Raw genomic sequence first — 22670 nt, 5'->3', positions numbered from 1 at the left:
ATCAAGCTAGCCGAGGCGTATCACGATGAGCGCCGCGTGTGGAAACCTTGCAGAACCAAGCTTCAGCTATTATAAAGCGTTCACTGGCTCAATTTTTTGTATTTGATACGGTGCGGATTGTCCGCGTCGCTGCCCAAACGGCGATGCCGGTCGGCTTCGTAGTCCTGATAGTTGCCTTCGAACCAGACCACCTGGCTATCGCCTTCGAACGCCAGAATGTGCGTCGCGATCCGGTCCAGAAACCAGCGGTCGTGCGAGATGACCACCGCGCAACCGGGGAAAGCCAACAAAGCTTCTTCGAGCGCACGCAGCGTTTCGACGTCCAGATCGTTAGTCGGCTCGTCCAGCAGCAACACGTTGCCGCCGCTTTTCAACAGCTTGGCCAGATGCACCCGGTTACGCTCGCCGCCGGACAAGTCCCCTATCCGCTTCTGCTGATCCGCGCCCTTAAAATTGAAACGCCCCACATACGCGCGCGACGGTGTTTCGTATTTGCCGACGGTGATGACATCGAGCCCGTCCGAGATTTCTTCGAAGACCGTATGGTTCGGATTCATATCATCGCGCAGCTGATCGACATACGACAACTGCACGGTCTGGCCAATCGTCAAAGTCCCCGAATCCGGTTTTTCCAGCCCTGCCATCATTCTGAACAAAGTGGTCTTACCGGCCCCGTTCGGGCCGATGATGCCGACAATACCGCCGGGCGGTAGTTTGAAGCTCAGCTCGCTGATCAACAACCGGTCGCCGAACCCTTTGCCGATATGGTCGGCATGAATCACCACATCGCCGAGGCGAGGTCCCGGCGGAATATAGATTTCTTGAGTCTCGTTGCGTTTTTGCACCTCGACCGAGGACAACTCTTCGAAACGCGCCAGACGGGCCTTGCTTTTCGCATGGCGCCCCTTCGGATTCGAGCGCACCCATTCCAATTCGGCCTTCATCGCTTTCTGGCGGGAAGTTTCCTGCCTTTCTTCCTGCTCCAGACGTTTTTCCTTCTGCTCCAGCCAGCTCGAATAATTGCCTTCCCACGGAATGCCCGCGCCCCGGTCGAGCTCCAGAATCCAGCCGGCGACATTGTCCAGGAAGTAGCGGTCGTGCGTCACCGCCACCACGGTGCCGGGATAATCGTGCAGGAAACGTTCCAGCCAGGCGACCGATTCGGCGTCCAGATGGTTGGTAGGCTCGTCCAAAAGCAGCATATCCGGGTTGGAAAGCAACAGCCTGCAAAGTGCGACCCGGCGTTTTTCACCGCCCGACAATTTCGTTACATCGGCATCCCAATCCGGCAAGCGTAAGGCGTCGGCAGCGATTTCGAGCTTCCTGTCCAGTTCCCAAGCGCCGGCCGCCTCGATTTTTTCCTGCAGCTCGGCCTGCTCGGCCAACAGTGCATCGAAATCGGCATCGGGATCCGCGAACGCATTGTTCACTTCATTGAAGCGGTCCAGAACGGCCTTGATGTCCGCGACCGCTTCTTCGACGTTGCCGCGCACGCTCTTGTTCGGATCCAGTTGCGGCTCCTGCGAAAGATAGCCGATATAAATGCCCTTTTGGGGAATCGCTTCGCCTTCGATTTCCTTGTCGATGCCGGCCATGATTTTTAACAACGTCGATTTACCGGAACCGTTCAAGCCCAAAACGCCGATCTTTGCGCCGGGAAAGAATGACAGCGAGATGTCTTTCAGGATGTATTTCTTGGGCGGAACGATTTTTCCGACCCGATTCATTGAATAGATGTATTGCGCCATTTTATTATTAAAGTGCAAGTGGGGAAAAGAGGTTCGATGAGGGCGAATTATCCCATGTTTCTTGTGGGGAGGTAACCCGGCTGCCCGCTAAAGCGCTGCCCATCCCTCCAAACATACTATTGGGATACTTTCAGTTTTTCAATGTCTTCAGAAAAAACGTAAAAAAGCAACCGAAAAAAGTGCAAAGGAAAGATTGTATGCAAAAAACCCGCCACAATGAAAAGATGTCCGATTAGATTTTCAATTATCAAAAATTGATGTTATAATTTCCGCTTATGAGTTGGATGCTGTGAAGAACAGTGAGTTTTCAATGTGATTAGGGAGAGAGGCTATGCTTATCTTGACTCGTCGGGTAGGTGAGACATTAATGATAGGTGATGACGTAACCGTCACAGTGCTTGGAGTCAAAGGCAATCAAGTACGCATCGGAGTTAATGCGCCGAAAGAAGTCTCTGTTCACAGGGAAGAAATCTACGAACGCATCAAAAAAGAGCAAGCTGAATCTACTGATACAGACAACTCAAATTAAAACCGATCTGGAGGGATGGCCGAGAGGCTGAAGGCGCTCCCCTGCTAAGGGAGTATGGGCCTATAAAGCCCATCGAGGGTTCGAATCCCTCTCTCTCCGCCACGTTTTAAACTACTCATAAAAATACAAAGGGATTTGTTGACAAAGAGATAAAAACCAAGGATAATGGGAAAATAAATTAGGCGCCCGTAGCTCAGCTGGATAGAGTACTCGGCTACGAACCGAGCGGTCGGGAGTTCGAATCTCTCCGGGCGCGCCAATTAGCAATTTTATCGACATTCATTCCCCTGTAGCTCAGTCGGTAGAGCAGGTGACTGTTAATCACCGGGTCGGCGGTTCGAGCCCGTCCGGGGGAGCCAAATAAATCAAGGGCTTAGACGAAAATCTAAGCCCTTTTTTATTGCCTGAATTTTTCGGGTCAATGCCGGGGCAAGTTTGGGAACAAATAAGAGCGATTGCTGTTGTCCTTCCTCTCTTCGCAAAAACTCCCACTCCGTCAGTACGGAACCCTTGGGGAAACTTCACCATTGTCGGCACGTACCGGCTGCGTACCTCGGCATCTATCTTTATCCGTTTTTGAAATTGTGCCCGACGTGTACCGGCCTCGTTACCAGTGGCGTCATGATGTGTCAACACTTTACCGGACACACGGTTAAGCAGCTTTTTGCTGCAATTCGTAGTCTACGGGCGACAAATAGCCGTTGGCAGAATGGAGTCGCTCGCGGTTATAAAACACTTCGATATATTCAAACACAGCCTGCCTAGCGTCATCCCGATTACAAAAAGTCTGATGATGAATCAGCTCAGTTTTCAAGGTATGAAAGAAGCTTTCCGAGACGGGTCGAGTCAGCCGAAGGGAACCTCCCCCTTCAGCTGCCCAAGGAATCGTACGTGAACCTCTCGATTCATACGGCTCTTGTTATTCAGCCAAACGCGCCAATGTGCAAATAACGTCGGATTTTGTCGGTAGAGCTCCCGCAACCATTGACCGGCACGCCATTTCCGGCGCTTTAGCGGTTTGAATTTCCGCCGTATCCAGTTCAAGAGTTTGTCGTTGATATAGCTATAAATGGCCGACATGGCCGATTTTCTAAACCTGCCGTAATAAGCGATCCATCCCTGGATGATCGGATTAATGACCCTAGCCAGCTCCTCAATGCTTCGAGGGTAGCCCGCTTTTATCAACGGATGTCCTTTCAGCTTTGCTCTCATAGCTTTCAGCGCTTTACGGCTGACGGCCGGTGAAAAGCTGACAAAGAACCTGTCGTTGCTATCGCGAACGCTTCTGGGTCTGAAGGTGTACCCCCAGAAAATCGAAGCTCTGATTTGGATAGCTTCCCCTTCGGTTTGAGTCCTTACAGTACACGATCTTGGTTTTCTCCTCGCAGAGTTCAAGACCGCACTGGGTAAACCGCCGCCTGATTTGATGCGCGATCATTTTCAGCTGACTCTCACTCCGGCAATGCACCACAATATCGTCGGCATAGCGTTCGAAATGGATACATGGAAAGTGCCTTTGCATCCATTGATCGAAGACCAAATGCAGAAAGATATTGGCCAGTAACGGACTGATGACGCCGCCCTGCGGCGTGCCTTTCTCGCGGCTTAGCCGCTCTCCACTCGGCAGTACCACATCGGCCTTTAACCAGCGTTCGGTGTACAGCAATGTCCATCTACAGCCGGTGTACTTGGCAACCGCCTTCATAACCCAGTTATGATCCAACGCATCGAAGAAACCGCGGATGTCCATGTCCAGCACCCAGTCATCCCGCCAGCAGCGTTGCCGCGCCTGCGCGATTCGATCGGCGATGGTCGGGATACCCAGGGGCCTCAACTTGCCGTTCGCCTTGGGAATTTCGACGCGTTTTACCGGCGGAGGAAAATAGCTGCCCGATGACAACCGATTCCATAGCTTATACAGATTGTTCTTTAAGGAAGCGCTGATTAAATCTCCGGCCGCCAGATGAGATAATAGAGGCATCAGACCGCAGCCAGGACAAGCCGATGAACACACCGACGCAAAGCAGTTTTGCCAAACTCGAATACAGCAGCAAAAAGCGCCAAACCCGACGGGAAAAATTTCTGTCGGAAATGGAGCCAGTGGTGCCGTGGGCGTTATTGTTAGCCCAGCTCGAAGCGCATTATCCGCAAAGCGGTCGGCGCGGGAGGCAACCGATGGCCTTGAATCGCATGTTGCGCATTTACTGCATGCAACAATGGTTCAGCTACTCGGACCGCCAGATGGAAGACGCACGATATGAAATCGACAGCATTCGCCGTTTTGCCGGCTTCGGCAGCGTCACCGAAGCGCTGCCGGACGAAACGACGATCCTCAACTTCCGTCATTGGTTGGAAAAGCACAAGCTGACTGAAGTGCTGTTGGCGACGATCAACCATTATTTGAAGGAACGCGGCCTGTTGGTCTCCAAAGGCACAATGGTGGATGCCACGATTATTCATGCTCCCAGCTCGACCAAGAACCAAGCGCAGCAGCGTGACCCGGACATGCACCAAACCAAGAAAGGCCACCAATGGTATTTCGGGATGAAAATCCATGTCGGTGCCGACGTGAAGTCAGGCGCGGTCCACCGCGTGACGGTGACGGCGGCCAATACCGCCGACATCGTGGAATTGCCCAAGCTATTGCGTGAAGACGATCAAGCCATCTTTGCCGACGCCGGCTACACCAGCGACGACTATAAGAAGGGCTCGCACTATCTGGGGCTGAACTGGTGTGTCAACGATAAGCGGAAACCGGGCAAAAACCTGTCGAACCGCCAACGTAAGCGCAACCGCCAATACGCATCGGTCAGAGCGCGCGTCGAGCACATCTTCCGGATCATCAAATGCCAATTCGGTTTTCGCAAGACCCGTTACCGGGGGTTGAAGAAAAACACCGCTCAAGTCAATGGGCTGGTGGGCTTGGCCAATTTGTATTTGCTGCACCGCCAGTTGATGGCGGCCTAGGCCGAAATCCGTCTACCGTGTGCCCGAACACGGTAGACGGTGATAACAATCGAGCAAGTTTGGATTATCTGATTAACGGGTAAGCACTTTTTAAAAAAACGACGCTTAGGTCGAGGGGGAACGCTCGGAGTTGGATTAGTTCAGCGGTTCCTTAGTAATGCCCGGTGGCTTTCGGAAGCATATTGGCTCCCTCGGTCGGTATGCCAGAGTCGGCCTTTTGCCGGTTTACGCTTCCAAATGGCCATCAATAACGCATCATTCACCAGCTTGGTCCGCATCTGTTCGGCCATTGACCAACCAACGATTTGCCGAGAAAACAAATCGATGACTACCACTCAATACAACCAACCTTCCGGGGTATGAATGTAAGTGATGTCGCCCGCATAGACCTGATTCGGTCGCTGTACTGCAAATTGCCGATCCAAGTGGTTATCGACAACCGGAAGATTATGCTTGGAGTTTGTCGTCGCTTTAAATCTCCGCCGTGTTTTTCAGCAGCCGCAGCACGCGCAATTTGTTATCCCGGCCGCCGGTCAGCTTGGTGCGCTGTGCCAGCACCTTATCACGGGTGATTTCGCTGATCGGTTTATCGAGCCAGTCGGGGAAGCCTTGTTTGATCTTTTTGGTATAGTCCAGCACGGACGCTTCGCGCAAGTCGGTTTTGTCGGCCAGATACTTATCGAGCAATTCTTGCAGGGTAATGTTGCGGTGGCGTTGCTTGCGTTTTTCTTCGGTCGGGTTGACGCCTTGGGCAAACTCGCCCAACGCATCCCGCGCCATCCACCGCGCATCATCGACGGTCAGATCAGGAAAGCGTCCCAAAGTGACGCGCTGCGCCGTCCGCCCCGTCCATTTCAGCAGGACGAATGATTTCACGCCGGTACTGCTTACCCGGCAAGTCAATTTTGGGCAGCCGCTGTCGTAGTATTCCAAACGCCCGCTTTCCGGTATCGGAAGTTCTGCGATCCGCTTTTGAGTGAAGTTGAGTTTTTCCGCCATAGTGCCCTCTGGGTCAAGAATGAAACAAGATTTAAGGCATTTTTAGAGAATGTTAGCGAAATGTCAAGAAATGAGTAATGCGATAATAAACAATAGCTTGCATTGAATTTATATTGTCAGTCAATAGCTTAAAAAATGCCATGATGGGTAACCGTTAATCACCGGGTCGGCGGTTCGAACCCGTCCGGGAAAGCCAAATAAAGTAAAGGCCTTGCAGAAATGCAAGGCCTTTTTTTGCCCTGCTTACGGTCAAACTCCGGTCCTTTGGACAATTTAGGTGCCCCACTCTCAAATTGTCGTTAGCTGAATCTAGTAGCGCACCAAACTTGCTTTGATAAATAGTTAATGTAATATTTTAATTTCCTGCAGCAAGCCAATGAAATTTAAAATAATTAAACTATGCCAGCAAAAAAATATCGCGTAAAACTGACTGAAACCGAACGAAGTGAGTTAATGGGGTTTCTCAATAAAGGCCGCGCATCGTCACGAAAACTCACTCACGCCCGAATACTCTTGCAATGTGATGAATCGGGAGGCACGCCGGCCAAAAAAGATCAAGATATCGCAGAGGCTTTGAACATCAGTGCCAGCAGCGCCGAACGCGTTCGCCAGCGGTTTGTGGAAGAAGGCTTGGAATCCGCTCTCAACCCAAAGGTGCAGGCGCGTTTCCGCTCGAAAAAGCTGGATGGTGCCGCCGAAGCCTTTCTGGTTGCCACAGCCTGTACGAATCCTCCCGAGGGGCGAGCGGAATGGAGCATGCAATTGTTGGCTGACAAACTGGTTGAATGCAAGCTGGTCGATTCAGTCAGTGATGAAACGGTGAGGACCACTTTAAAAAAAATGCGCTTAAACCGTGGTTAAAGGAGTGTTGGTGCATTCCCCCGCAAGCGAATGCCGATTTTGTGTGTGCGATGGAAGAGGTTTTGGAAACGTATCAGCGAACCTATACCGACGACGAGGTGTTGGTTTGCCTGGATGAAACCCGTAAACAACACATTAAAGAAACACGAACCCCGTTGCCAGCCAGACCCGGCGAACCCGGAAAATATGATTTTGAATATGAACGTAACGGCGTCAGCCATTTATTTATGCTGTTTGCACCGCTTGACGGATGGCGTCAGGTCAAGGTGACCGATCATCATACCCAAGCCGATTGGGCACAGGTTGTCAAAGAGTTAGTCGATGAGCATTTCCCTGAAAAGAAGAAAATCGTTTTGGTGATGGATAACCTGAACACTCATAAGCTCAGTTCGCTTTATACCGCATTCAAGCCGGAAGAAGCGCGCAGCATTGCGGAACGGATTGAGATTCACTATACCCCAAAGCATGGCAGTGGGTTGGATATGGCAGAAATAGAAATTGGCGTTATGGCTCGACAATGCCTAAATCGGCGCATACCCGATCAAGACGCGTTAAAGCGTGAAATAAAGGCTTGGCAAGATCAACGGAATCAGAGGGGCGTTCGTGTGGATTGGCGGTTTACGACTCAAAATGCTCGGGTGAAATTAAAATCCCTCTATCCAGCAATATAAGCTTGGCGGACTACTAAGAGCCTATCCCGGTAACGTGTCATGAACCTGGAATTAAACGCCGCCGAACGCCTCACCTTGGAGGAGCTTTCCATCCATCACCGGTATGCGGATTTCCGCTGCCGGGCCTTGGGCGTATTGGCGTTGGCCAAAGGCCATCCTTTACCGGTAGTGGCCGATATTCTCGGTGTCACGCCGCCGACCGTTTATCACTGGCGCAAAGCGTGGCGCACGCGAGGCCTGATGGGGCTGCTGGAGGGCCATCAAGGCGGCGGCCCTGCTGGATACCGCTGAAGCGATAGCCCGTGCTGCCCCTGCCACCCTGGCGGAAATTGCCCGGCAAGTCCACGCGGCGCATCCGGAGGCGCCTGATTTTAGTCTCGACCGCTTATCGGCGGGCTTGCGGGCGCGTGGACTGTCATTCACGCGTACACGGCTGTCTTTAAAAAAAGCCGGTGTCCGGTCCAGTTCGAGGCCGCCCGCGCCGGCAAAACCGCTCTGTTTTACCTGGACGAAAGCGGCTTTTGCACGATTCCCAACGTGCCGCGCGCCTGGAATCCCAAAGGCAAACCGCACACGGCCGATGCCGGCCTCACGCACCAACGGGTGAATGTCGTGGGCGTCTTGGACTATGCTACGGGGGAAGTCTGGCATGAGGTGCACACCCAGTCTATCCGCCGTCAGGCCGTTGTCGAATTAATCGACCGTCTCGCCCAACGCGAGCAGCAGATGCCGCTGACGATTGTCGTGCTGGACAATGCCGCGATCCATCATGGCATTGACCCGGAAAAACTCGACGACGGGTTGGTCAATCATCGCTTGGTGTTGATGCATCTGCCGCCCTACAGCCCGGAACTGAACCCGATCGAAATCGTGTGGAAGCAGGCCAAATACCACTGGCGCCGATTTGCCACCTGGACCAAGGAGCAATTGCTCGAAGCCGTGCACAATCTGATGGCAAGTATTGGCTCAACTTATAAAATCAGTTTTACGTGGCGAGGAACAGGTCGTGCTGGGCGATCGCGCCTATACGCGCAAGGACCGCAATTTGGCGGCGGAACGTCAGGAAGGCGAGCCGGTCTGGGCGTTTCCGTTCAAGCGCAAGAAGGGCGAGGACTTGCCGGTGGAACAAGCCCTTTGCAACCGCATGCTGGCCCCTTTGCGAGCCGCGGTCGAGCATCCGTTCCGGATCGTCAAGCGCCAATTCGGCTATACCCAAGTGCGCTTGTTTGCCCTCGGCAATCTTTACTCCATCCGGAAGGCGTTGAGGCCGACCTAGGGAGACATCCGTCCTGCGTCCTGGAAAACCCCGGGGCAAAGGGTGAAAACGGCCCCACAGGGGCCGCTTCTCGTCGAAAATCGGACGATTTTTCGGCCACGCACCCCATTGATTGACCGGTGCTAGCAATAAAAACTACTTATTCAGAGCTTCCTTAAAGTGGTTTTTCATTAATTGTGCCACACGCTATAGGGATCTTTGACATAAATAATGAAAATTTCAAAGCTAAGGATTGGCAGCCGACATATAAAAAAAGCTCCGCCTTTGCTTTGGAAAACCGATTATCTGGCATTTCCTACCGTAGGATAGCTCGATAGAAATGCAAGATGCTAAACGGCCTCAATAAAACCCTTCATCGCAATCCTGTGGATGCAGTACGACGAGTTTGATCTCGTTTTGCTGGGCCATCCGTAATGTGTACTGCCAATAGAAGCGTTTGCCTTCTTTCGGAAGCAAGAAACCCCGACTTCCCCCTTCGCGAGCAAGCACTTTCTGGGATCGCCAAGCCTCCTTGAAAACCGGACTAACTGCTTGGAGCTCATCAACCAGCGCTTGGTGTACGGCGTCATGGCGCAAACCGGCGCTATCGGCGCGATATTCAGCCACGAGGCGCCAAGCGCGTTCTTCCCAATCCAGGATCAAATTTGGCGCGTTGGAGTGAAGAAAAACATAGCGCAACAAATTGGGGGCAAACTTTTCTCTTTGACCTAATGGCGAAACTAACCAGTCGCAAAATAGTTTGGCCGCTGCCTGATTCCAGGCAATAGCATCCCAATAGCGATCGAGTATATAGGCTGGCGAGCGGATGGCTGCGACGAGCGCTTCGTAAGGCGCAGGCCCTTCGTGCTTTTCATGAGGAAGCGCCGGATCGGTACGGCCCGCGAGTTGAAACAGGTAGGCGCGTTCCGCTTCTGTAAGCCGCAAGCCGGTTGCTAGCTCGGCCAGAGTGGCAACCGAGATCGCTGTGGTTCTGCCTTGTTCCATCCAAGTGTACCAAGTCGTGCTAATGCCGCACAAATCGGCGACCTCTTCGCGCCGCAAGCCTTTAGTTCTACGGCGCTGTCCTTTGGACAAGCCGAAGTCTTCAGGCGCTAAGCGTTCGCGTGCCGCTCGCAGAAAGTCGCCAAGCGCGCTGGCTTGGTTGTCGTGTTTATCGAAATCGTTGCCGTGTTTCACAATGGCGTTCGTCTGTCGGGTAACCTATATAATAGGATAAACTATTATCTTGTACCATGATATTTTTCATTTTATCGTAAAGGCTCTTTCCTTTCTACGGAGTATTTACGATGATGACACATCGCCAATCAGTTCATGAGCAATTCGACCCACAGGCCAAGGCTTATCTGACCAGCGCGGTTCATGCCCAAGGCAACGATCTTGTCAGGGCGCAAGCCCTCGTTAAACAGGCCATTCCCAGAACCGGTGTAGGGCTCGATATCGGCTGTGGAGCGGGCCACCTGAGCTTCGCTTTATCTCCATTGGTCTCACGCATCGTTGCCCTGGATCCCTCCGAAAGCATGCTCGCTACCGTACGTGAAGCGGCCGGCCAGAAAGAGCTCGCCAACATTGAAACGAAGCAGGGCAATGCCGAGGAGCTGCCTTTTCCCGATGCATCCTTCTGCTTGGTGGCCACGCGCTACAGTGCCCATCATTGGGTCGGTCTTGATCGGGCATTGGCAGAAATGCGGCGGGTACTGCGACCGGACGGATATATCCTGGTCATTGACGTCGAGACGTTTTCCGACCCGCTGGTTGATTCACACCTTCAGGCGCTCGAATTGCTCCACGACCGCTCGCACGTCCGCGATCGTTCCGAAGCGGAGTGGCGACGCCATTTTCAAGAGGCGGGCTTTGCCTTGCTCGAACACTCACGTTGGCCTGTGCGTCTCGAGTTCGCCTCCTGGGTGGCGACCATCCGTACGCCGCCGTCGAAGGTGGCGATGATCCGGGAGATTCAAATCGAGGCGCCACGAGAAGTACGCGAAGCACTGGCTATCGAGGAGGATGGGTCTTTTACGATTCAGACTGGCTTATTATGGGGATGCCTTGATTCCTGATAAAATGGAAATCCGGCCGAATAACTGATCCGTAACAGGGGGAAATCCCCATCCTGTCATCAATCCGATTCACAGGACGCCCGCTTTACATTAGCTGACGTCCTGTGAAAAAAGTAATGGCTTCTTAGACGCGGGTATTAGATGACCTCGGCTAGAGCATTTTCGCTTTGGGAATATGGCCTTCGTAAGGAAAACACGAAGGAAAACACGTCATTCCGGCAGGGATTGCCGGACAACTGCAATGATGCAGGAGGAAGTATCGTGGAATTATCGAGCGTCATCCATTGGGGCCGATCGTTAAGCGAGTACAAAGCAATGTTCTCGCTTTCAAACCATGACCTCGGCAAGAAAATCCTTGGCTGTGGCGATGGACCGGCATCTTTCAATGCCGAATTGACCGAGCAAAACGGCCATGTCATCTCAGTTGACCCGATCTATCGGTTTAATGCCAATCAAATTCGAGCGAGAATTGATGAAGTGTACTCCCAAGTTGTCGAGCAAGTCTCTAAAAATAAAGACGACTATGTTTGGAAGCACATTCCCCATGTTGAAGCGCTAGGAAAAGTAAGGATGCAGGCGATGCGCCTCTTTCTCGCTGATTACGGAGTAGCAAAAGAGAGTGGCCGCTATCTGAATGCTTCCCTGCCCACGCTTCCTTTCGATGATGGTGAATTTGAAATCGCGCTTTGTTCGCATTATTTGTTCTTATACAGCGAGCACGTAAATCAGAGTCAACACATTCTTTCGATGAAAGAGCTGTGCCGCATAGCCAAAGAAGTCCGTGTTTATCCTCTTCTATCGCTTAGCGACAATCAAACATCACCGCATCTTAAGCCCGTCATCGCCGAATTGGAGGCAGACGGGATCAGTGTCGATTTGGTCGAAGTGGGCTATGAATTCCAAAAAGGTGCCACAAAAATGCTCGTGGCAAAAAGTGTATAATAAAGCCTTCCCGCGAACGCGGCCGTTTAACGCACTTGCTCGGCTAAAGGCAAGATCAGGTACAGACCGTAACCAACAACCCCTCCCATGAACAGAGAACTCGCAGAACGCTTCGCCAAGAACTGGCTCGATGCCTGGAATGCGCATGACCTACCGCGCATCCTGGCGCACTACACCGATGATTTCGAAATGTCCTCGCCGGTTATCATTCAAGTGACCGGCAATCCGGAAGGCCGGCTTCAAGGCAAGCAGGCAGTCGGCGCCTACTGGACCAAGGCGCTGGCCCTTTTCCCGAACTTGCGTTTCGAGCCCATATGCACGCTCATTGGGGTCAACAGCATTGTCATTCACTACATGGGCGCCACCGGCAAACGTGTGGCCGAGGTTTTCCACTTCAATGAAGCCGGCCTGGTCTGCCGCGCTCAGGCGCACTACGAGCCATAAAAACTTCTTGCCTCCCCACAAAAGTACAGCCCATGAGCAATCCTAAGACCCCCATCGCAGTGCAGGCCGACGAAGTGCCCCCGCGTACCAAGCCCTCGACTTATCCTGAACCGTTTGCCTCGCGGATGAAGGGAAGAGAGAAGCGGCAACTGGGCGATGTCTTCGGGCTCACCCACTTTGGCGTCAACTTGACCCGCCTCGCCCCGCGAGCGGTCTCCGCCCTTCGCCACAGTCACACCCAACAGGACGAGTTCATCTACATCCTCAGCGGCCACCCGACGCTGCGAACGGACGCGGGCAATACGCCGCTCGCCCCTGGCATGTGCGCCGGCTTTAAGGCCGGCTCGGGCAATGCGCACCACTTGATCAACGACACTTCCGAAGTCGTCGTGTATCTCGAAATCGGCGATAGAACCCCCGGAGACCGGGGCGCGTACCCGGACGATGATCTTCAAGCCGATCTCAAGGACGGCAAATGGCACTTCACCCACAAGGACGGAACGCCTTACTGAGGCTTTCACTGCAGCCCGCCCAGGCGGCTAACCGTACCTTGACCGGACATCCGGCTGCGCATGCTGCCGGTGAGTTTGTGAACGATGAATTATTGCCGCCAAAGACGGTGTACGTAATCACGCGTCCGGAAAAATGTTGGCGCATCAGGGAATTAATTTTCCTCGCCATCTACTTCGTCCTTGAGATTGCCGACCGAGCGCCGGGCGCCATGCCCTATTTCCTGAGCCGCATCCCGGGGTTCCATGGCCGATGGCCTTGACGACATCGCGCGTGCCATGCCCGATTTCGCAAGTCACATCGCGCGTGGTATGGCCCACAACCCTGCCGGTCTGTTTGATTTCGGCGCAAGCGTTCAGCAGCGAGCAGGGTAACAACAAAGCGCGGGTTGCCCACGGGGTAATAGCCATAGCGATTTTCCGATCATTTGTCCGAAAGGCGATTTTACAGCAAGCGCCCTCCGCCAATCTTAAACATGCCTTTGCACTCCGGACAGGCAAATCCATGCGGCCGACGGACAAGACATCGGAGCCGGCTTCGGAAACCTTCACGACGCAACCCACTCAAAGAACTGGCAACAGATCGACTCTACAATTTACACTTCATAAGGCTATGCCATGACCTCATCCTACCGCATCGAGAAAGACAGCCTCGGCCAAATCCGTGTGCCCTCCTCCGCTTTATACGGCGCGCAAACGCAGCGCGCGGTCGAGAATTTTCCGGTCAGCGGCCTGACTTTGCCGCCAAACTTCATCCAGGCCATCGCGCTGATCAAGAAAATCGCGGCGGAGATCAACGCAGAGCTGGGCGAGCTGGATGAAGCGCGGAGCGCGGCGATTGTCGAGGCCGCGCAGGAGATTATCGACGGCCGGCACGCCGACCAGTTTCCGGTCGACGTATTCCAGACGGGCTCCGGCACCAGCACGAACATGAACGTGAACGAAGTGATTGCGTCCCTGGCAAGCCGGAAGGCGGGCGTCGAGATTCATCCGAACGACCATGTGAACCGCGGCCAAAGCAGCAACGACGTGATGCCGACCGCGATTCATCTGAGCGCCGCGCTCGCCTGCCATCGCGACCTGCTGCCTGCGCTGACGCATCTGGCCGAAGCGGTCGAAACGAAATCGGCCGCCGTTAGCGAAATCCTGAAGACCGGCCGCACGCACTTGATGGACGCGCTGCCGCTGCGAATGAGCCAGGAGATGGGCGGCTGGGCGCTGCAGATTCGGAACGGCAGGGAAAGAATCGAGGCGGCGCTGGTCAGGATTTACCGGCTGGCGCAGGGCGGCACCGCAGTCGGCACCGGCGCCAACGCACATCCCGAATTCGCGGCAAGGTTTACGGAGGCGTTGCGCAACGGCACGGGCCTGCCGTTCAGTCCGAACGGCTCGTTTTTCGAAAGCCTGAGCTGCCAGGACGCCAGCGTCGAATTATCGGGCCAGTTGAAAGTGGTTGCGGTGAGCCTGCTCAAGATCGCGAACGACCTGCGCTGGATGAACAGCGGTCCGTTGGCGGGCCTTGGAGAGATCGAACTGCCCGCCTTGCAGCCGGGCAGCAGTATCATGCCGGGCAAGGTCAATCCGGTGATTCCGGAAGCGGCCGCGATGGCCGCCGTCCAGATAATCGGCAACGATGCGGCGATTGCGCTGGCCGGCGCATCCGGCAATTTCCAGTTGAACGTGATGCTGCCGGTGATCGCCTACAATCTGCTGCAAAGCATCGAGATACTCGGCAATGCCTGCCGACTGCTGGCCGACAAGGCAATCAAGGAATTCAAGGTGCGGACTGAAAAACTCGCGGAGCCGCTGGCGAAAAATCCGATGCTGGCGACCGCGTTGAATCCGGTCGTCGGCTATGGCAAAGCCGCGGAAATTGCGAAGGCCGCTTATCGGCAACGGCGTCCGATCATCGACGTGGCGGCGGAAATGACCGGTCTGTCGCGCGGAGAACTCGAGAAACTGCTGGATCCGGCCCGTCTGGTCGGAAAATAACCCGGCAGGCGAGCGATTACTTAATGCTTACTCGCCCGCCGCACTGTCCGTTGCACTCGGACGGCATATCAACAATTCATATAGCGATCGCCCTGGAACTGATTGTGGTCACGCTGGATCTGGCTGAGGATTTCCCTCTTCGCTTCGAGCCAGTCGTATAATTCGTAGCCCGGCGAAAACGCCCGCTTTTCGGCTTTGTAGTACGCCGCTTCGGCAATCATGGTGTGGATATTCACCGTGACCGCGCCGGCACAGGCAGGAACCGGTGCCGGCGGTGCGGTATTCACGAAACCGAATTTGACCAATCCCCACACCGTTGGCGGCACCGCTTGCTCGATCCCGACGGCTGCCGGCTCGACCTCTTTACGCGACAGAAACAACCAGTCCCAGATCGAAAGGATCGCCCCGTAATTACTGTCGTGCTCCGACCGTTCGCGCGAATGATGAACGCGATGCAGATGCGGCGTCACGATCATCTGGCCGAGCCATTTCTCGCCCGGAAAGGCGATATTCGTATGGTGGAACATCACGAACAGCGGATAGACCGTTTCGTAAGCGAATACGACCGTTTTGTCGATGCCGAGCAGGATAATGTATAAGGCTTTGAGCACGGTGGTCATCACCATCTCGACGATATGAATCCTGAAAGCGGTCGATACATTCAGATAGGGATCGCTGTGGTGGACCTTGTGGAACAGCCATAATCCGTCGAACCGATGGCAGACCCGATGCCATGCATACAAAAGCAAATCCAGCAGCAAAAAGCCCAGCAGCGCTTTCCAGCCGTGGCTACGGATTCCGTCCAGCGGGCCTTCTCCGGAAAAATGCTCCAGCGCAAACCACAGGCCGGTTATCGACAAAGCAGACATCAGCACGCTGTTGACGACAAAGAGTCCCAAATTAACGCGATAGGCGGCAAGGGTTTGTTCGGGCCGCTGCGGCAGGGTGGGCCGCTGAACTTCGGCAAACGACAGCAGAGTAAATCCCAAAATCACACAAACGAACGGCCAATTGTCGGGGAACTGCATGTGCCAGGCCGACAGAGAGGATTGCAGGGTGGAATAAATTTCGATGATGTTTAGCATGACTTTACCTCAATTTACCGCAAATAACTTGATGGAAAGTGCATCACAAAATTATTCTAATTATTGCATGTGACGAAGTGATGAAAATTTTCCTCTGGGTTTCGGCCGGACTTCCACTATTTCCTCACTACGGTCCACAGCAATTTCAATGCCATAAAAAACTGCAGCCATTTTTTTAAGGAAAAAATCAAACAACAAAAATTTAAATACCTGATTTTTTTGTACTTAAAAATCAAGACCTTAAGTTTTTGAAAAAGAAGAATAAAAAGCTCAGTCCCCCGATGACAGCATGCACCTTCATTGTGCGAGTGAATTGTTGTTTTAGGTGCAATTATTGTTGTAGATCTGCATCAGAACCGAAAGTTCCTGCGGGCAAATGTCGGGTATTCGTTTCAGCGAAGGCATCGCCGATTTTTTTGCACCGGCGAGGCAGGATTCAACGGCATTTGAAAACCATCAACGTAATATCATCCTTGAACGAATCGGTCCGGCAAAACTGCTGCAGGCGAGCCAGAAAAGCATCGATCAGCGCTTCAGGATCGTCCCGGCAATGTTCGAGCAGCAGGTTCTCGACCCGCTGTATTCCGAAAAAATCGCCGCCATCGTTTTCGGCTTCGATTAAACCGTCGGTGTAAAACAAAATGATGTCTCCCGGTTCCAGCGGCAGGCATTTCTCTTCAAAAGCGACCTGTTCGGTAACGCCCACGATCAAACCCTCGGCATCCAGCGGGAAGCAGGTCTGGTGGCGTTGCCGACATAATAAAGGCGGAGGATGGCCCGCATTCGCATAACGGATCAGCCGGTTGTCGATGTCGTATTGCAGATAGAACAGGGTCAGGAAGAAGTCCGATTTGTCGAGATCCTCAAACAGGAAATTGTTCAACACGCTCAGCTTCGCCGCCGGCGACTCGACCCCGCCCGCATTCGCGCGGATCGCGCTGCGCGTCTCGACCATAAACAGCGCCGGCCCGATCGCATGGCCCGATACGTCGGCAATCACCAGTTCCAGATGGCGGCCGCCGTGGCTGAAATAGTCGTAATAGTCGCCGCCGACCCGGTCGGCCGGCAAACAGCGGCCCACGACTTCGAATTGGTCGTTGCGGATCGGGCTTGACGGGGAGAGTGTCGTCTGAATCTTGCGCGCAATCTCGATTTCGTTGCGCGCGACCGCCAGTTTGACCTGAGCCTGGCGAATCTGCTGTTCGGCAGCCTTGCGCGCGCTGATATCGTGGATGAATCCGCTGAAGATGAAGGTATTGCCTTCCCTGAGCGGCGAGATGCTCAGTTCGATCGGAAACTCCGCGCCGCTGCGGCGCAAGGCGGTCTGTTCGATCAGGCGATTCAAAACGGGGCCCTCGCCGCTGCGCAAAAAATTCTCCACGCCCTGCCGATGCGCCCTGCGGAACCGTTCGGGAATGATCAGTTCTTCCAGGCGCTGGCCGAGCGCTTCTTCGCGGCTCCAGCCGAACATCTGTTCGGCCTTTTGATTCCAGTCCCGGATAAGCCCGTGAGCATCCATGATTACAATCGCATTCAGCGAACTTTCGATAATCATCCGAATGCGCTTTTCGCTTTCGATCAAGGCATCCTGGAATTGCTTTCGGGCCGTAATGTCGCGGTCGACGCCGCGCCACTTAAGCAGTTTTCCGCCGGCGTCGACGATCGGCAAGCCGGTGGACTCGGTGATCACTTCATGGCCGTCCCGGTGCTGGTAGTGGTTGATCAGGCTGTAGAACGGATCCTGGCTGGTCGCGTAAAACAGTTGCTCGGCCTTGTCCTGCGCGGTTAAAAATTCGGTGTAGTGCTTGCCGATGACCTGATCGGGCCGGTAACCCAAGATCTGGTAAACCGCCGTGCTGGAGTAAATATAGAAACCGTCGGGATCCTGTTCCCAAAGCCATTCCCCGGTCATCTCGGCCATCTGCCGAAAACGTTTCTCGCTCTCGATCAGCGCCGATTCGACATCCATGCACGCTCCCGAGGCCGCGGAAGAAAGCCTGGATTCCTCCTCTCCTGTGGCATCCAAAAGAAGTTTATTGCCGAATTCCCGGATCAGGATCAATACATTGATCAAATCCGGATCTTTTGTAATCAAGCGCGACAGCGATAGTTGGGATTTGATCAGCCGTCCGCTACGGGTCGCCACGCCGGCGATCACATACTGATCGTCGCCCGATTCGAGCAAACGCGAAAAGACTTGCTGCCAGGGTTGATTTTCGTTTTCCGGACAGAGCAGATGGAAAGATTTGTCCGCCACTTCCTTCTCGTCGAAGCCCAAAAGCTCGGATGCCGCGACATTGATGTGCTTGATCCGCGGAGGCCAGACGCAGGCATCGTCCGAACATTCCCATTCGGCAATCACGATCTTGGCTTTCGGAAGTTCATTGGGCTGATGCAAGCGTTCTCTCCTGATAACTTCAGCTGAGACTTTCTGGTTGGGTGAAAAAATCCTGGTCGAACAAGGCAAGATTAGGTTCCGGAACTTTTCGGATCATAACACAATCGCCTCCTTTCGATCTTCCGCCGCGCCTTCCATTTGCTATCCGATCCTTGAATGCGAATTAAGTGCTGCATTCAACGTTGCTTAAGCAACTATTTGCAAAGCAAATCCCCCCTGCCCCCCTTTTTCAAAGGGGGGAGAAAGCGGCATTGGCCAAGACAATATCCCCCTTGAAAAAAGGGGCCGGCAAGACAATATCCCCCCTTTGAAAAAGGGGGGCAGGGGGGATTTTATAGGGGGGCTTTCACAGCGTAACAGCCTTTAGCTCTTAATTCGCATTTGAATTCGCCGGATAATCGCTGACGCCGTTTTCCTTTTCTGACCCGCAGCCAACCGGCATTGGCGGTCAAAGCGAACAACTGCTGCAAAAACACTTCAGTTCATAGTAAAATGGCCGATATAGCTTCTTTTAACCGAATCATGGACCCACGCACTGCTCGCGTCGAACGCAACACGCTCGAAACGCAAATCAAGATCAGCCTGAATCTGGACGGGACCGGCAAAGCCCGGTTTGTCACCGGCGTTCCGTTTCTGGACCACATGCTGGATCAAATCGCCAGGCACGGCCTGATCGATATCGAGGTCGATGCGCAAGGCGATCTCGAAATCGACGCGCACCATACCGTCGAAGACATCGGCATCACGCTCGGCCAGGCCTTCGCGCAGGCGGTCGGCGACAAGAAGGGCATCGTTCGCTATGGTCATGCGTATGTACCGCTCGACGAAGCCCTCTCGCGTGTCGCAATCGATCTGTCCGGCCGCCCGGGGCTCTTCTATGAAGTCAAATTTCCGCGCGCCATGATCGGACGCTTCGATGTCGATCTGTTCAGGGAGTTTTTCCAGGGTTTCGTCAACCACGCCGGGGTAACGCTGCACATCGACAATTTGAAAGGCGTCAACGCTCATCACATCGCCGAAACGATCTTTAAAGCCCTGGGACGCGCGCTGCGAATGGCGGTCGCTCACGACCCGCGCATGGCCGGCATCATGCCCTCCACGAAAGGCAGCCTTTAACCACGCGCATCTCCAGCACATTTTATCGGCAATGATCCCTGAATTTTTTTCCTTTTAGTCCGAGCCTTTCGTCTTAATCTTATGTCATCCGTCGCTGTTATCGATTACGGAATGGGTAATCTGCATTCCATCGTCAAAGCCTTGCAGCATGCCGATCCTGAAACCGAAGTGATCTGCACCGCCGACTCCGAAACCATTCTCGGCGCGGACCGGGTGGTTTTCCCCGGTGTCGGCGCGATCCGCGACTGCATGCGCGCCTTGAACGAAAGCGGACTGGACGCGGTGATTCGCCGGGTCGCCGAAGCCAAGCCGCTGCTGGGCATTTGCCTCGGAATGCAGGCGTTGTTGACTGACAGCGAGGAAAACGGCGGCACTCCGGGCTTGAGCCTGATTCCGGGGCATGTGGTCCGTTTCGCCGAGAATCTGGCCGACAGCGACGGCCATGCGCTCAAAATTCCGCATATGGGCTGGAACCAGGTCCATCAGATCCCGCACGCTCTATGGCAGGACATTCCGCAGGACAGCCGGTTCTACTTCGTACACAGCTATTACGCCCGGCCCGACGATGCCAATACGACGTCCGCCACCAGCGCCTACCCCGAAACTTTCGCCTGCGCACTGGCGCAGGACAATATTTTCGCGGTGCAGTTTCACCCCGAAAAGAGCCAGACGGCCGGCTTGCAGCTGCTGCGCAACTTTTTGCGCTGGTCCTGTTGATTGACTTTTATCTTACTGATCTTTCATTAATTATTATAAAAATTGCTGTTGAGGAAATCCGCGTATGTTGTTGATACCTGCTATTGACCTGAAAGAAGGCAAATGTGTCCGTTTGCGGCAGGGGCGTATGGAAGACGATACGGTATTCTCCGAGGATCCGGTCGCAGTCGCGGGCCGCTGGGTCGGCCTGGGCGCCAGACGGCTGCATCTGGTCGATCTGGACGGCGCGTTCGCGGGCAAACCGCGCAATGCGGACGTGATTCATGCGATCGTCGAAGCCTTTCCGGACATACCGATTCAAATCGGCGGCGGCATCCGGGACGAAGAGACGGTTCAGGCTTATCTGAATGCGGGCGTCGAATACGTGATCATCGGCACCAAGGCGGTCAATGCGCCGCATTTCGTCCGCGACATGGCGATCGAATATCCGCGCCGGATCATCGTCGGACTCGACGCGAAAGGCGGCAAGGTCGCGATCGACGGCTGGTCCAAACTGTCCCGCCATGACGTGATCGACCTCGCCCAGCATTTCGAGGAAGACGGCGTCGAAGCGATCATCTACACCGATATTTCGCGCGACGGCATGATGTCCGGCGTGAACATCGAAGCCACTGCGCGGCTTGCGCGCGCGATCCGGATTCCGGTAATCGCCTCGGGCGGCATCACCAATATCGACGACATCCGCGCGCTCGGAGAGATTGCCGTCGACGGCGTGATCGGTGCGATTACCGGCCGCGCGATCTACGAAGGCACGCTTGATTTCGCCGAAGCGGAAAAACTGGCCGAATCATTCTAATCATTATGAGCCTTGCCAAACGCATCATTCCCTGCCTGGACGTCGACAACGGCCGCGTCGTCAAGGGCGTCAAGTTCGTCGATATCCGCGACGCCGGCGATCCGGTCGAAATCGCCCGGCGCTACGACCGCGAAGGCGCGGATGAAATCACTTTTCTGGACATTACCGCAACCCACGACAACCGCGCCACGATGGTGCATGTGGTCGAACAGGTCGCCGGCGAAGTTTTCATTCCCTTGACGGTCGGCGGCGGCATCCGCACGCTCGACGACATCCGCCGGATGCTGAACGCCGGCGCGGACAAGGTCGGCATCAACAGCGCGGCCGTGTTCAATCCCGAGTTCGTACGCGAAGCGGCCGAACGCTTCGGTTCGCAGTGTATCGTCGTCGCGATCGACGCGAAAAAAGTCTCCGCCTCCGACGAACCAAACCGTTGGGAAATCTTTACGCACGGCGGCCGCAAACCGACCGGCATCGAAGCGATCGGCTGGGCAAAAAAGATGGTCGATTACGGCGCCGGCGAAATCCTGCTGACCAGCATGGACCGGGACGGCACCCGCGAAGGTTTTGACCTGCCATTGACCCGCGCGATCAGCGAAGCGGTCACCGTTCCGGTGATCGCCTCGGGCGGCGTCGGCAATCTGGATCATTTGGTGGACGGCATTGTCGAAGGCAAGGCCGATGCGGTGCTGGCCGCCAGCATCTTCCATTTCGCCGAATATTCGATTCAACAGGCCAAAGCGCACATGGCCGCGCGCGGGATCGAGGTAAGGCTGACATGAACGAAGCCTGGCTCGACGAAATCCGCTGGACCGCCGACGACTTGGTGCCGGCGATCGCCCAGCAGGCGGACAGCGGCAAAATATTGATGTTCGCCTGGATGAACCGCGAATCGCTGCGCCTGACGGCCGCCGAAGGCTACGCGGTGTATTGGTCCAGGTCGCGGAACAAGTTGTGGCGCAAGGGCGAAGAATCCGGCCACCGGCAAAAAGTGCTCGGCATCTACCTCGATTGCGACGAAGACGTCGTTTTGCTCAAAATTGAACAGCAAGGCGGCATTGCCTGTCATACCGGACGTGAAAGCTGCTTTTACCGGCAACTGCAGGGTGATCGATGGCAGCCGGTCGAACCGGTACTGAAAGATCCCGAAGCTATCTATCGAATATCATGAGCGAAATACTGCGGCAACTGGCGGACGTGCTGGAACAGCGCAAACAGCAATCGGCGGAGAAATCCTATGTCGCGAGCCTTTACGCAAAGGGGCTCGACACGATCCTGAAAAAGATCGGCGAGGAAGCGACCGAAACGGTGATCGCCGCGAAAGGCGGCGACAAGCAGCAAATCGTCTACGAAACGGCCGATTTGTGGTTTCACTGCATGGTGCTGCTGGCCCAACAAGGACTGGGGCCGGACGATGTGTTGAACGAGCTGCAGCGCCGTTTCGGACTGTCGGGCATCGAAGAAAAGGCACAGCGGCAAAAATAAGCCGAAATTTCACTGCGGTACGGATTCGAAAAACTGTCCGCCCGGCCTTCGATATCCCTTTTCACGATAATGGCACCG

23 protein-coding genes, 3 tRNA genes and 3 pseudogenes are annotated in these 22670 nt (G+C 54.5%); 20 read left to right on the top strand and 9 right to left on the bottom strand.

Translation table 11 applies throughout. From position 1 onward, the window contains the following. Positions 1–80 precede the first annotated feature (80 nt). Positions 81–1748 (bottom strand): energy-dependent translational throttle protein EttA, encoded by a 1668-nt coding sequence (gene ettA / locus METAL_RS06610; protein ID WP_005370809.1) that lies wholly within the window; start codon positions 1746–1748, stop codon positions 81–83. 331 nt (positions 1749–2079) lie between these two features. On the opposite strand from ettA, the gene csrA reads away from it, so the two are divergent. The 4 genes from csrA (at position 2080) to METAL_RS06590 (ending at position 2636) form a co-directional block, all read left to right on the top strand. Next, positions 2080–2277 carry a carbon storage regulator CsrA gene (csrA, locus tag METAL_RS06605; RefSeq protein ID WP_005370808.1) on the top strand — a complete coding sequence of 66 codons (198 nt, stop codon included), beginning with the start codon at positions 2080–2082 and terminating at the stop codon, positions 2275–2277. A gap of 9 nt (positions 2278–2286) precedes the next feature. Then, positions 2287–2379, top strand: a tRNA-Ser gene (locus METAL_RS06600). 80 nt (positions 2380–2459) lie between these two features. Next, a tRNA-Arg gene (locus tag METAL_RS06595) sits at positions 2460–2536 on the top strand. A 24-nt stretch (positions 2537–2560) separates the two neighbouring features. Continuing rightward, positions 2561–2636, top strand: a tRNA-Asn gene (locus METAL_RS06590). Positions 2637–2929: 293 nt separating this feature from the next. On the opposite strand, the pseudogene METAL_RS20585 reads toward METAL_RS06590, so the two are convergent. From METAL_RS20585 to METAL_RS06580, 3 genes and pseudogenes are all read right to left on the bottom strand, one after another. Next, positions 2930–3109, bottom strand: a pseudogene (locus METAL_RS20585) (IS3 family transposase); the annotation flags it as partial. A 14-nt stretch (positions 3110–3123) separates the two neighbouring features. Then, positions 3124–3489: a group II intron maturase-specific domain-containing protein gene (locus METAL_RS06585; RefSeq protein ID WP_051040352.1), complete on the bottom strand. Its 366-nt coding sequence runs from the start codon at positions 3487–3489 to the stop codon at positions 3124–3126. Positions 3490–3547: 58 nt separating this feature from the next. Beyond that, positions 3548–4258, bottom strand: coding sequence for a reverse transcriptase domain-containing protein (locus METAL_RS06580; RefSeq protein WP_051040351.1), 711 nt, complete (start codon positions 4256–4258; stop codon positions 3548–3550). A gap of 23 nt (positions 4259–4281) precedes the next feature. Between METAL_RS06580 and METAL_RS06575 the strand changes: the two genes are divergently transcribed. After that, positions 4282–5244, top strand: a complete 963-nt coding sequence (locus tag METAL_RS06575; protein ID WP_005370803.1) for an IS5 family transposase — start codon at positions 4282–4284, stop codon at positions 5242–5244. A 149-nt stretch (positions 5245–5393) separates the two neighbouring features. Here METAL_RS06575 and METAL_RS21485 read toward each other — a convergent pair. Continuing rightward, positions 5394–5735 (bottom strand): annotated as a pseudogene (locus METAL_RS21485) (DDE-type integrase/transposase/recombinase); the annotation flags it as partial. Next, a complete protein-coding gene (locus METAL_RS06570) occupies positions 5716–6243 on the bottom strand; it encodes an integrase arm-type DNA-binding domain-containing protein (protein WP_005370801.1) in 528 nt (175 codons plus the stop codon). The gene METAL_RS06570 and the pseudogene METAL_RS21485, both read right to left, overlap by 20 nt. Before the next feature lie 399 nt (positions 6244–6642). On the opposite strand from METAL_RS06570, the gene METAL_RS20575 reads away from it, so the two are divergent. The 4 genes and pseudogenes from METAL_RS20575 to METAL_RS06550 all read left to right on the top strand — a co-directional run bounded on the left by METAL_RS20575 (position 6643) and on the right by METAL_RS06550 (position 9051). Continuing rightward, positions 6643–7775 (top strand): IS630 family transposase gene (locus METAL_RS20575; RefSeq protein ID WP_213069474.1). Its coding sequence is split into 2 segments (ribosomal slippage): positions 6643–7075 and positions 7075–7775, totalling 1134 coding nucleotides; the frame shifts between segments, so codons are not numbered across the junction. 39 nt (positions 7776–7814) lie between these two features. After that, a complete protein-coding gene (locus tag METAL_RS06555) occupies positions 7815–8066 on the top strand; it encodes a helix-turn-helix domain-containing protein (protein WP_031431330.1) in 252 nt (83 codons plus the stop codon). 96 nt (positions 8067–8162) lie between these two features. Further along, a pseudogene (locus tag METAL_RS22100) lies at positions 8163–8678 on the top strand (IS630 family transposase); the annotation flags it as partial. Between the two features lie 103 nt (positions 8679–8781). Beyond that, positions 8782–9051, top strand: coding sequence for a transposase family protein (locus METAL_RS06550; RefSeq protein WP_031431329.1), 270 nt, complete (start codon positions 8782–8784; stop codon positions 9049–9051). A gap of 339 nt (positions 9052–9390) precedes the next feature. On the opposite strand, the gene METAL_RS06545 is transcribed toward METAL_RS06550, so the two are convergent. After that, entirely contained in the window at positions 9391–10227 is an 837-nt protein-coding gene (locus tag METAL_RS06545; protein WP_005370792.1) for a helix-turn-helix transcriptional regulator, read from the bottom strand. 110 nt (positions 10228–10337) lie between these two features. On the opposite strand from METAL_RS06545, the gene METAL_RS06540 reads away from it, so the two are divergent. The 5 genes from METAL_RS06540 (at position 10338) to METAL_RS06520 (ending at position 14995) form a co-directional block, all read left to right on the top strand. Further along, complete coding sequence (locus METAL_RS06540; protein WP_005370785.1) at positions 10338–11108, top strand: class I SAM-dependent methyltransferase; 771 nt, start codon at positions 10338–10340, stop codon at positions 11106–11108. 141 nt (positions 11109–11249) lie between these two features. After that, the gene (locus tag METAL_RS06535) at positions 11250–12050 is read left to right on the top strand and encodes an SAM-dependent methyltransferase (protein ID WP_245549486.1); all 801 of its coding nucleotides are present in this window, start codon (positions 11250–11252) and stop codon (positions 12048–12050) included. A gap of 87 nt (positions 12051–12137) precedes the next feature. Beyond that, positions 12138–12494, top strand: coding sequence for a nuclear transport factor 2 family protein (locus METAL_RS06530; protein ID WP_005370781.1), 357 nt, complete (start codon positions 12138–12140; stop codon positions 12492–12494). A gap of 32 nt (positions 12495–12526) precedes the next feature. Then, entirely contained in the window at positions 12527–13006 is a 480-nt protein-coding gene (locus METAL_RS06525; RefSeq protein ID WP_005370779.1) for a cupin domain-containing protein, read from the top strand. Positions 13007–13621: 615 nt separating this feature from the next. Next, entirely contained in the window at positions 13622–14995 is a 1374-nt protein-coding gene (locus tag METAL_RS06520) for a class II fumarate hydratase (protein WP_005370777.1), read from the top strand. A 68-nt stretch (positions 14996–15063) separates the two neighbouring features. On the opposite strand, the gene METAL_RS06515 is transcribed toward METAL_RS06520, so the two are convergent. Both METAL_RS06515 and METAL_RS06510 read right to left on the bottom strand, forming a co-directional pair. Further along, positions 15064–16080, bottom strand: a complete 1017-nt coding sequence (locus METAL_RS06515; RefSeq protein ID WP_005370774.1) for a sterol desaturase family protein — start codon at positions 16078–16080, stop codon at positions 15064–15066. Between the two features lie 436 nt (positions 16081–16516). Then, positions 16517–18478, bottom strand: a complete 1962-nt coding sequence (locus METAL_RS06510) for a PAS domain S-box protein (RefSeq protein WP_005370772.1) — start codon at positions 18476–18478, stop codon at positions 16517–16519. 522 nt (positions 18479–19000) lie between these two features. On the opposite strand from METAL_RS06510, the gene hisB reads away from it, so the two are divergent. From hisB to METAL_RS06480, 6 genes are all read left to right on the top strand, one after another. After that, positions 19001–19594, top strand: coding sequence for an imidazoleglycerol-phosphate dehydratase HisB (hisB, locus tag METAL_RS06505; protein WP_005370770.1), 594 nt, complete (start codon positions 19001–19003; stop codon positions 19592–19594). 81 nt (positions 19595–19675) lie between these two features. Continuing rightward, positions 19676–20311, top strand: coding sequence for an imidazole glycerol phosphate synthase subunit HisH (gene hisH, locus METAL_RS06500; RefSeq protein ID WP_005370768.1), 636 nt, complete (start codon positions 19676–19678; stop codon positions 20309–20311). Positions 20312–20375: 64 nt separating this feature from the next. Further along, on the top strand, positions 20376–21107 hold the full coding sequence (gene hisA, locus METAL_RS06495) for a 1-(5-phosphoribosyl)-5-[(5-phosphoribosylamino)methylideneamino]imidazole-4-carboxamide isomerase (protein WP_005370767.1): 732 nt from the start codon (positions 20376–20378) through the stop codon (positions 21105–21107). Positions 21108–21112: 5 nt separating this feature from the next. Next, complete coding sequence (hisF, locus tag METAL_RS06490) at positions 21113–21889, top strand: imidazole glycerol phosphate synthase subunit HisF (RefSeq protein ID WP_005370766.1); 777 nt, start codon at positions 21113–21115, stop codon at positions 21887–21889. After that, positions 21886–22278 (top strand): phosphoribosyl-AMP cyclohydrolase, encoded by a 393-nt coding sequence (gene hisI, locus METAL_RS06485; protein ID WP_005370765.1) that lies wholly within the window; start codon positions 21886–21888, stop codon positions 22276–22278. Before hisF ends, hisI begins: the two co-directional genes overlap by 4 nt. Then, positions 22275–22592, top strand: a complete 318-nt coding sequence (locus METAL_RS06480) for a phosphoribosyl-ATP diphosphatase (RefSeq protein ID WP_005370764.1) — start codon at positions 22275–22277, stop codon at positions 22590–22592. Before hisI ends, METAL_RS06480 begins: the two co-directional genes overlap by 4 nt. The last annotated feature ends 78 nt before the right edge of the window (positions 22593–22670 follow it).

It is taken from the genome of Methylomicrobium album BG8, assembly GCF_000214275.2.
GTDB classification, from domain to species: Bacteria; Pseudomonadota; Gammaproteobacteria; order Methylococcales; family Methylomonadaceae; genus Methylomicrobium; species Methylomicrobium agile.
Note: the sequence above shows the minus strand (reverse complement) of the source record. Positions and strands in the feature narration are given on the sequence as shown.

Bases quoted from the DNA above. Each gene is read 5' to 3' on its own strand.
- ettA (WP_005370809.1), bottom strand. From the start codon at position 1,748: ATGGCGCAATACATCTATTCAATGAATCGGGTCGGAAAAATCGTTCCG.
- csrA (WP_005370808.1), top strand. From the start codon at position 2,080: ATGCTTATCTTGACTCGTCGGGTAGGTGAGACATTAATGATAGGTGAT.
- METAL_RS06585 (WP_051040352.1), bottom strand. From the start codon at position 3,489: ATGAGAGCAAAGCTGAAAGGACATCCGTTGATAAAAGCGGGCTACCCT.
- METAL_RS06580 (WP_051040351.1), bottom strand. From the start codon at position 4,258: ATGCCTCTATTATCTCATCTGGCGGCCGGAGATTTAATCAGCGCTTCC.
- METAL_RS06575 (WP_005370803.1), top strand. From the start codon at position 4,282: ATGAACACACCGACGCAAAGCAGTTTTGCCAAACTCGAATACAGCAGC.
- METAL_RS06570 (WP_005370801.1), bottom strand. From the start codon at position 6,243: ATGGCGGAAAAACTCAACTTCACTCAAAAGCGGATCGCAGAACTTCCG.
- METAL_RS06555 (WP_031431330.1), top strand. From the start codon at position 7,815: ATGAACCTGGAATTAAACGCCGCCGAACGCCTCACCTTGGAGGAGCTT.
- METAL_RS06540 (WP_005370785.1), top strand. From the start codon at position 10,338: ATGATGACACATCGCCAATCAGTTCATGAGCAATTCGACCCACAGGCC.
- METAL_RS06535 (WP_245549486.1), top strand. From the start codon at position 11,250: ATGACCTCGGCTAGAGCATTTTCGCTTTGGGAATATGGCCTTCGTAAG.
- METAL_RS06530 (WP_005370781.1), top strand. From the start codon at position 12,138: ATGAACAGAGAACTCGCAGAACGCTTCGCCAAGAACTGGCTCGATGCC.
- METAL_RS06525 (WP_005370779.1), top strand. From the start codon at position 12,527: ATGAGCAATCCTAAGACCCCCATCGCAGTGCAGGCCGACGAAGTGCCC.
- METAL_RS06520 (WP_005370777.1), top strand. From the start codon at position 13,622: ATGACCTCATCCTACCGCATCGAGAAAGACAGCCTCGGCCAAATCCGT.
- METAL_RS06515 (WP_005370774.1), bottom strand. From the start codon at position 16,080: ATGCTAAACATCATCGAAATTTATTCCACCCTGCAATCCTCTCTGTCG.
- hisB (WP_005370770.1), top strand. From the start codon at position 19,001: ATGGACCCACGCACTGCTCGCGTCGAACGCAACACGCTCGAAACGCAA.
- hisH (WP_005370768.1), top strand. From the start codon at position 19,676: ATGTCATCCGTCGCTGTTATCGATTACGGAATGGGTAATCTGCATTCC.
- hisA (WP_005370767.1), top strand. From the start codon at position 20,376: ATGTTGTTGATACCTGCTATTGACCTGAAAGAAGGCAAATGTGTCCGT.
- hisF (WP_005370766.1), top strand. From the start codon at position 21,113: ATGAGCCTTGCCAAACGCATCATTCCCTGCCTGGACGTCGACAACGGC.
- hisI (WP_005370765.1), top strand. From the start codon at position 21,886: ATGAACGAAGCCTGGCTCGACGAAATCCGCTGGACCGCCGACGACTTG.
- METAL_RS06480 (WP_005370764.1), top strand. From the start codon at position 22,275: ATGAGCGAAATACTGCGGCAACTGGCGGACGTGCTGGAACAGCGCAAA.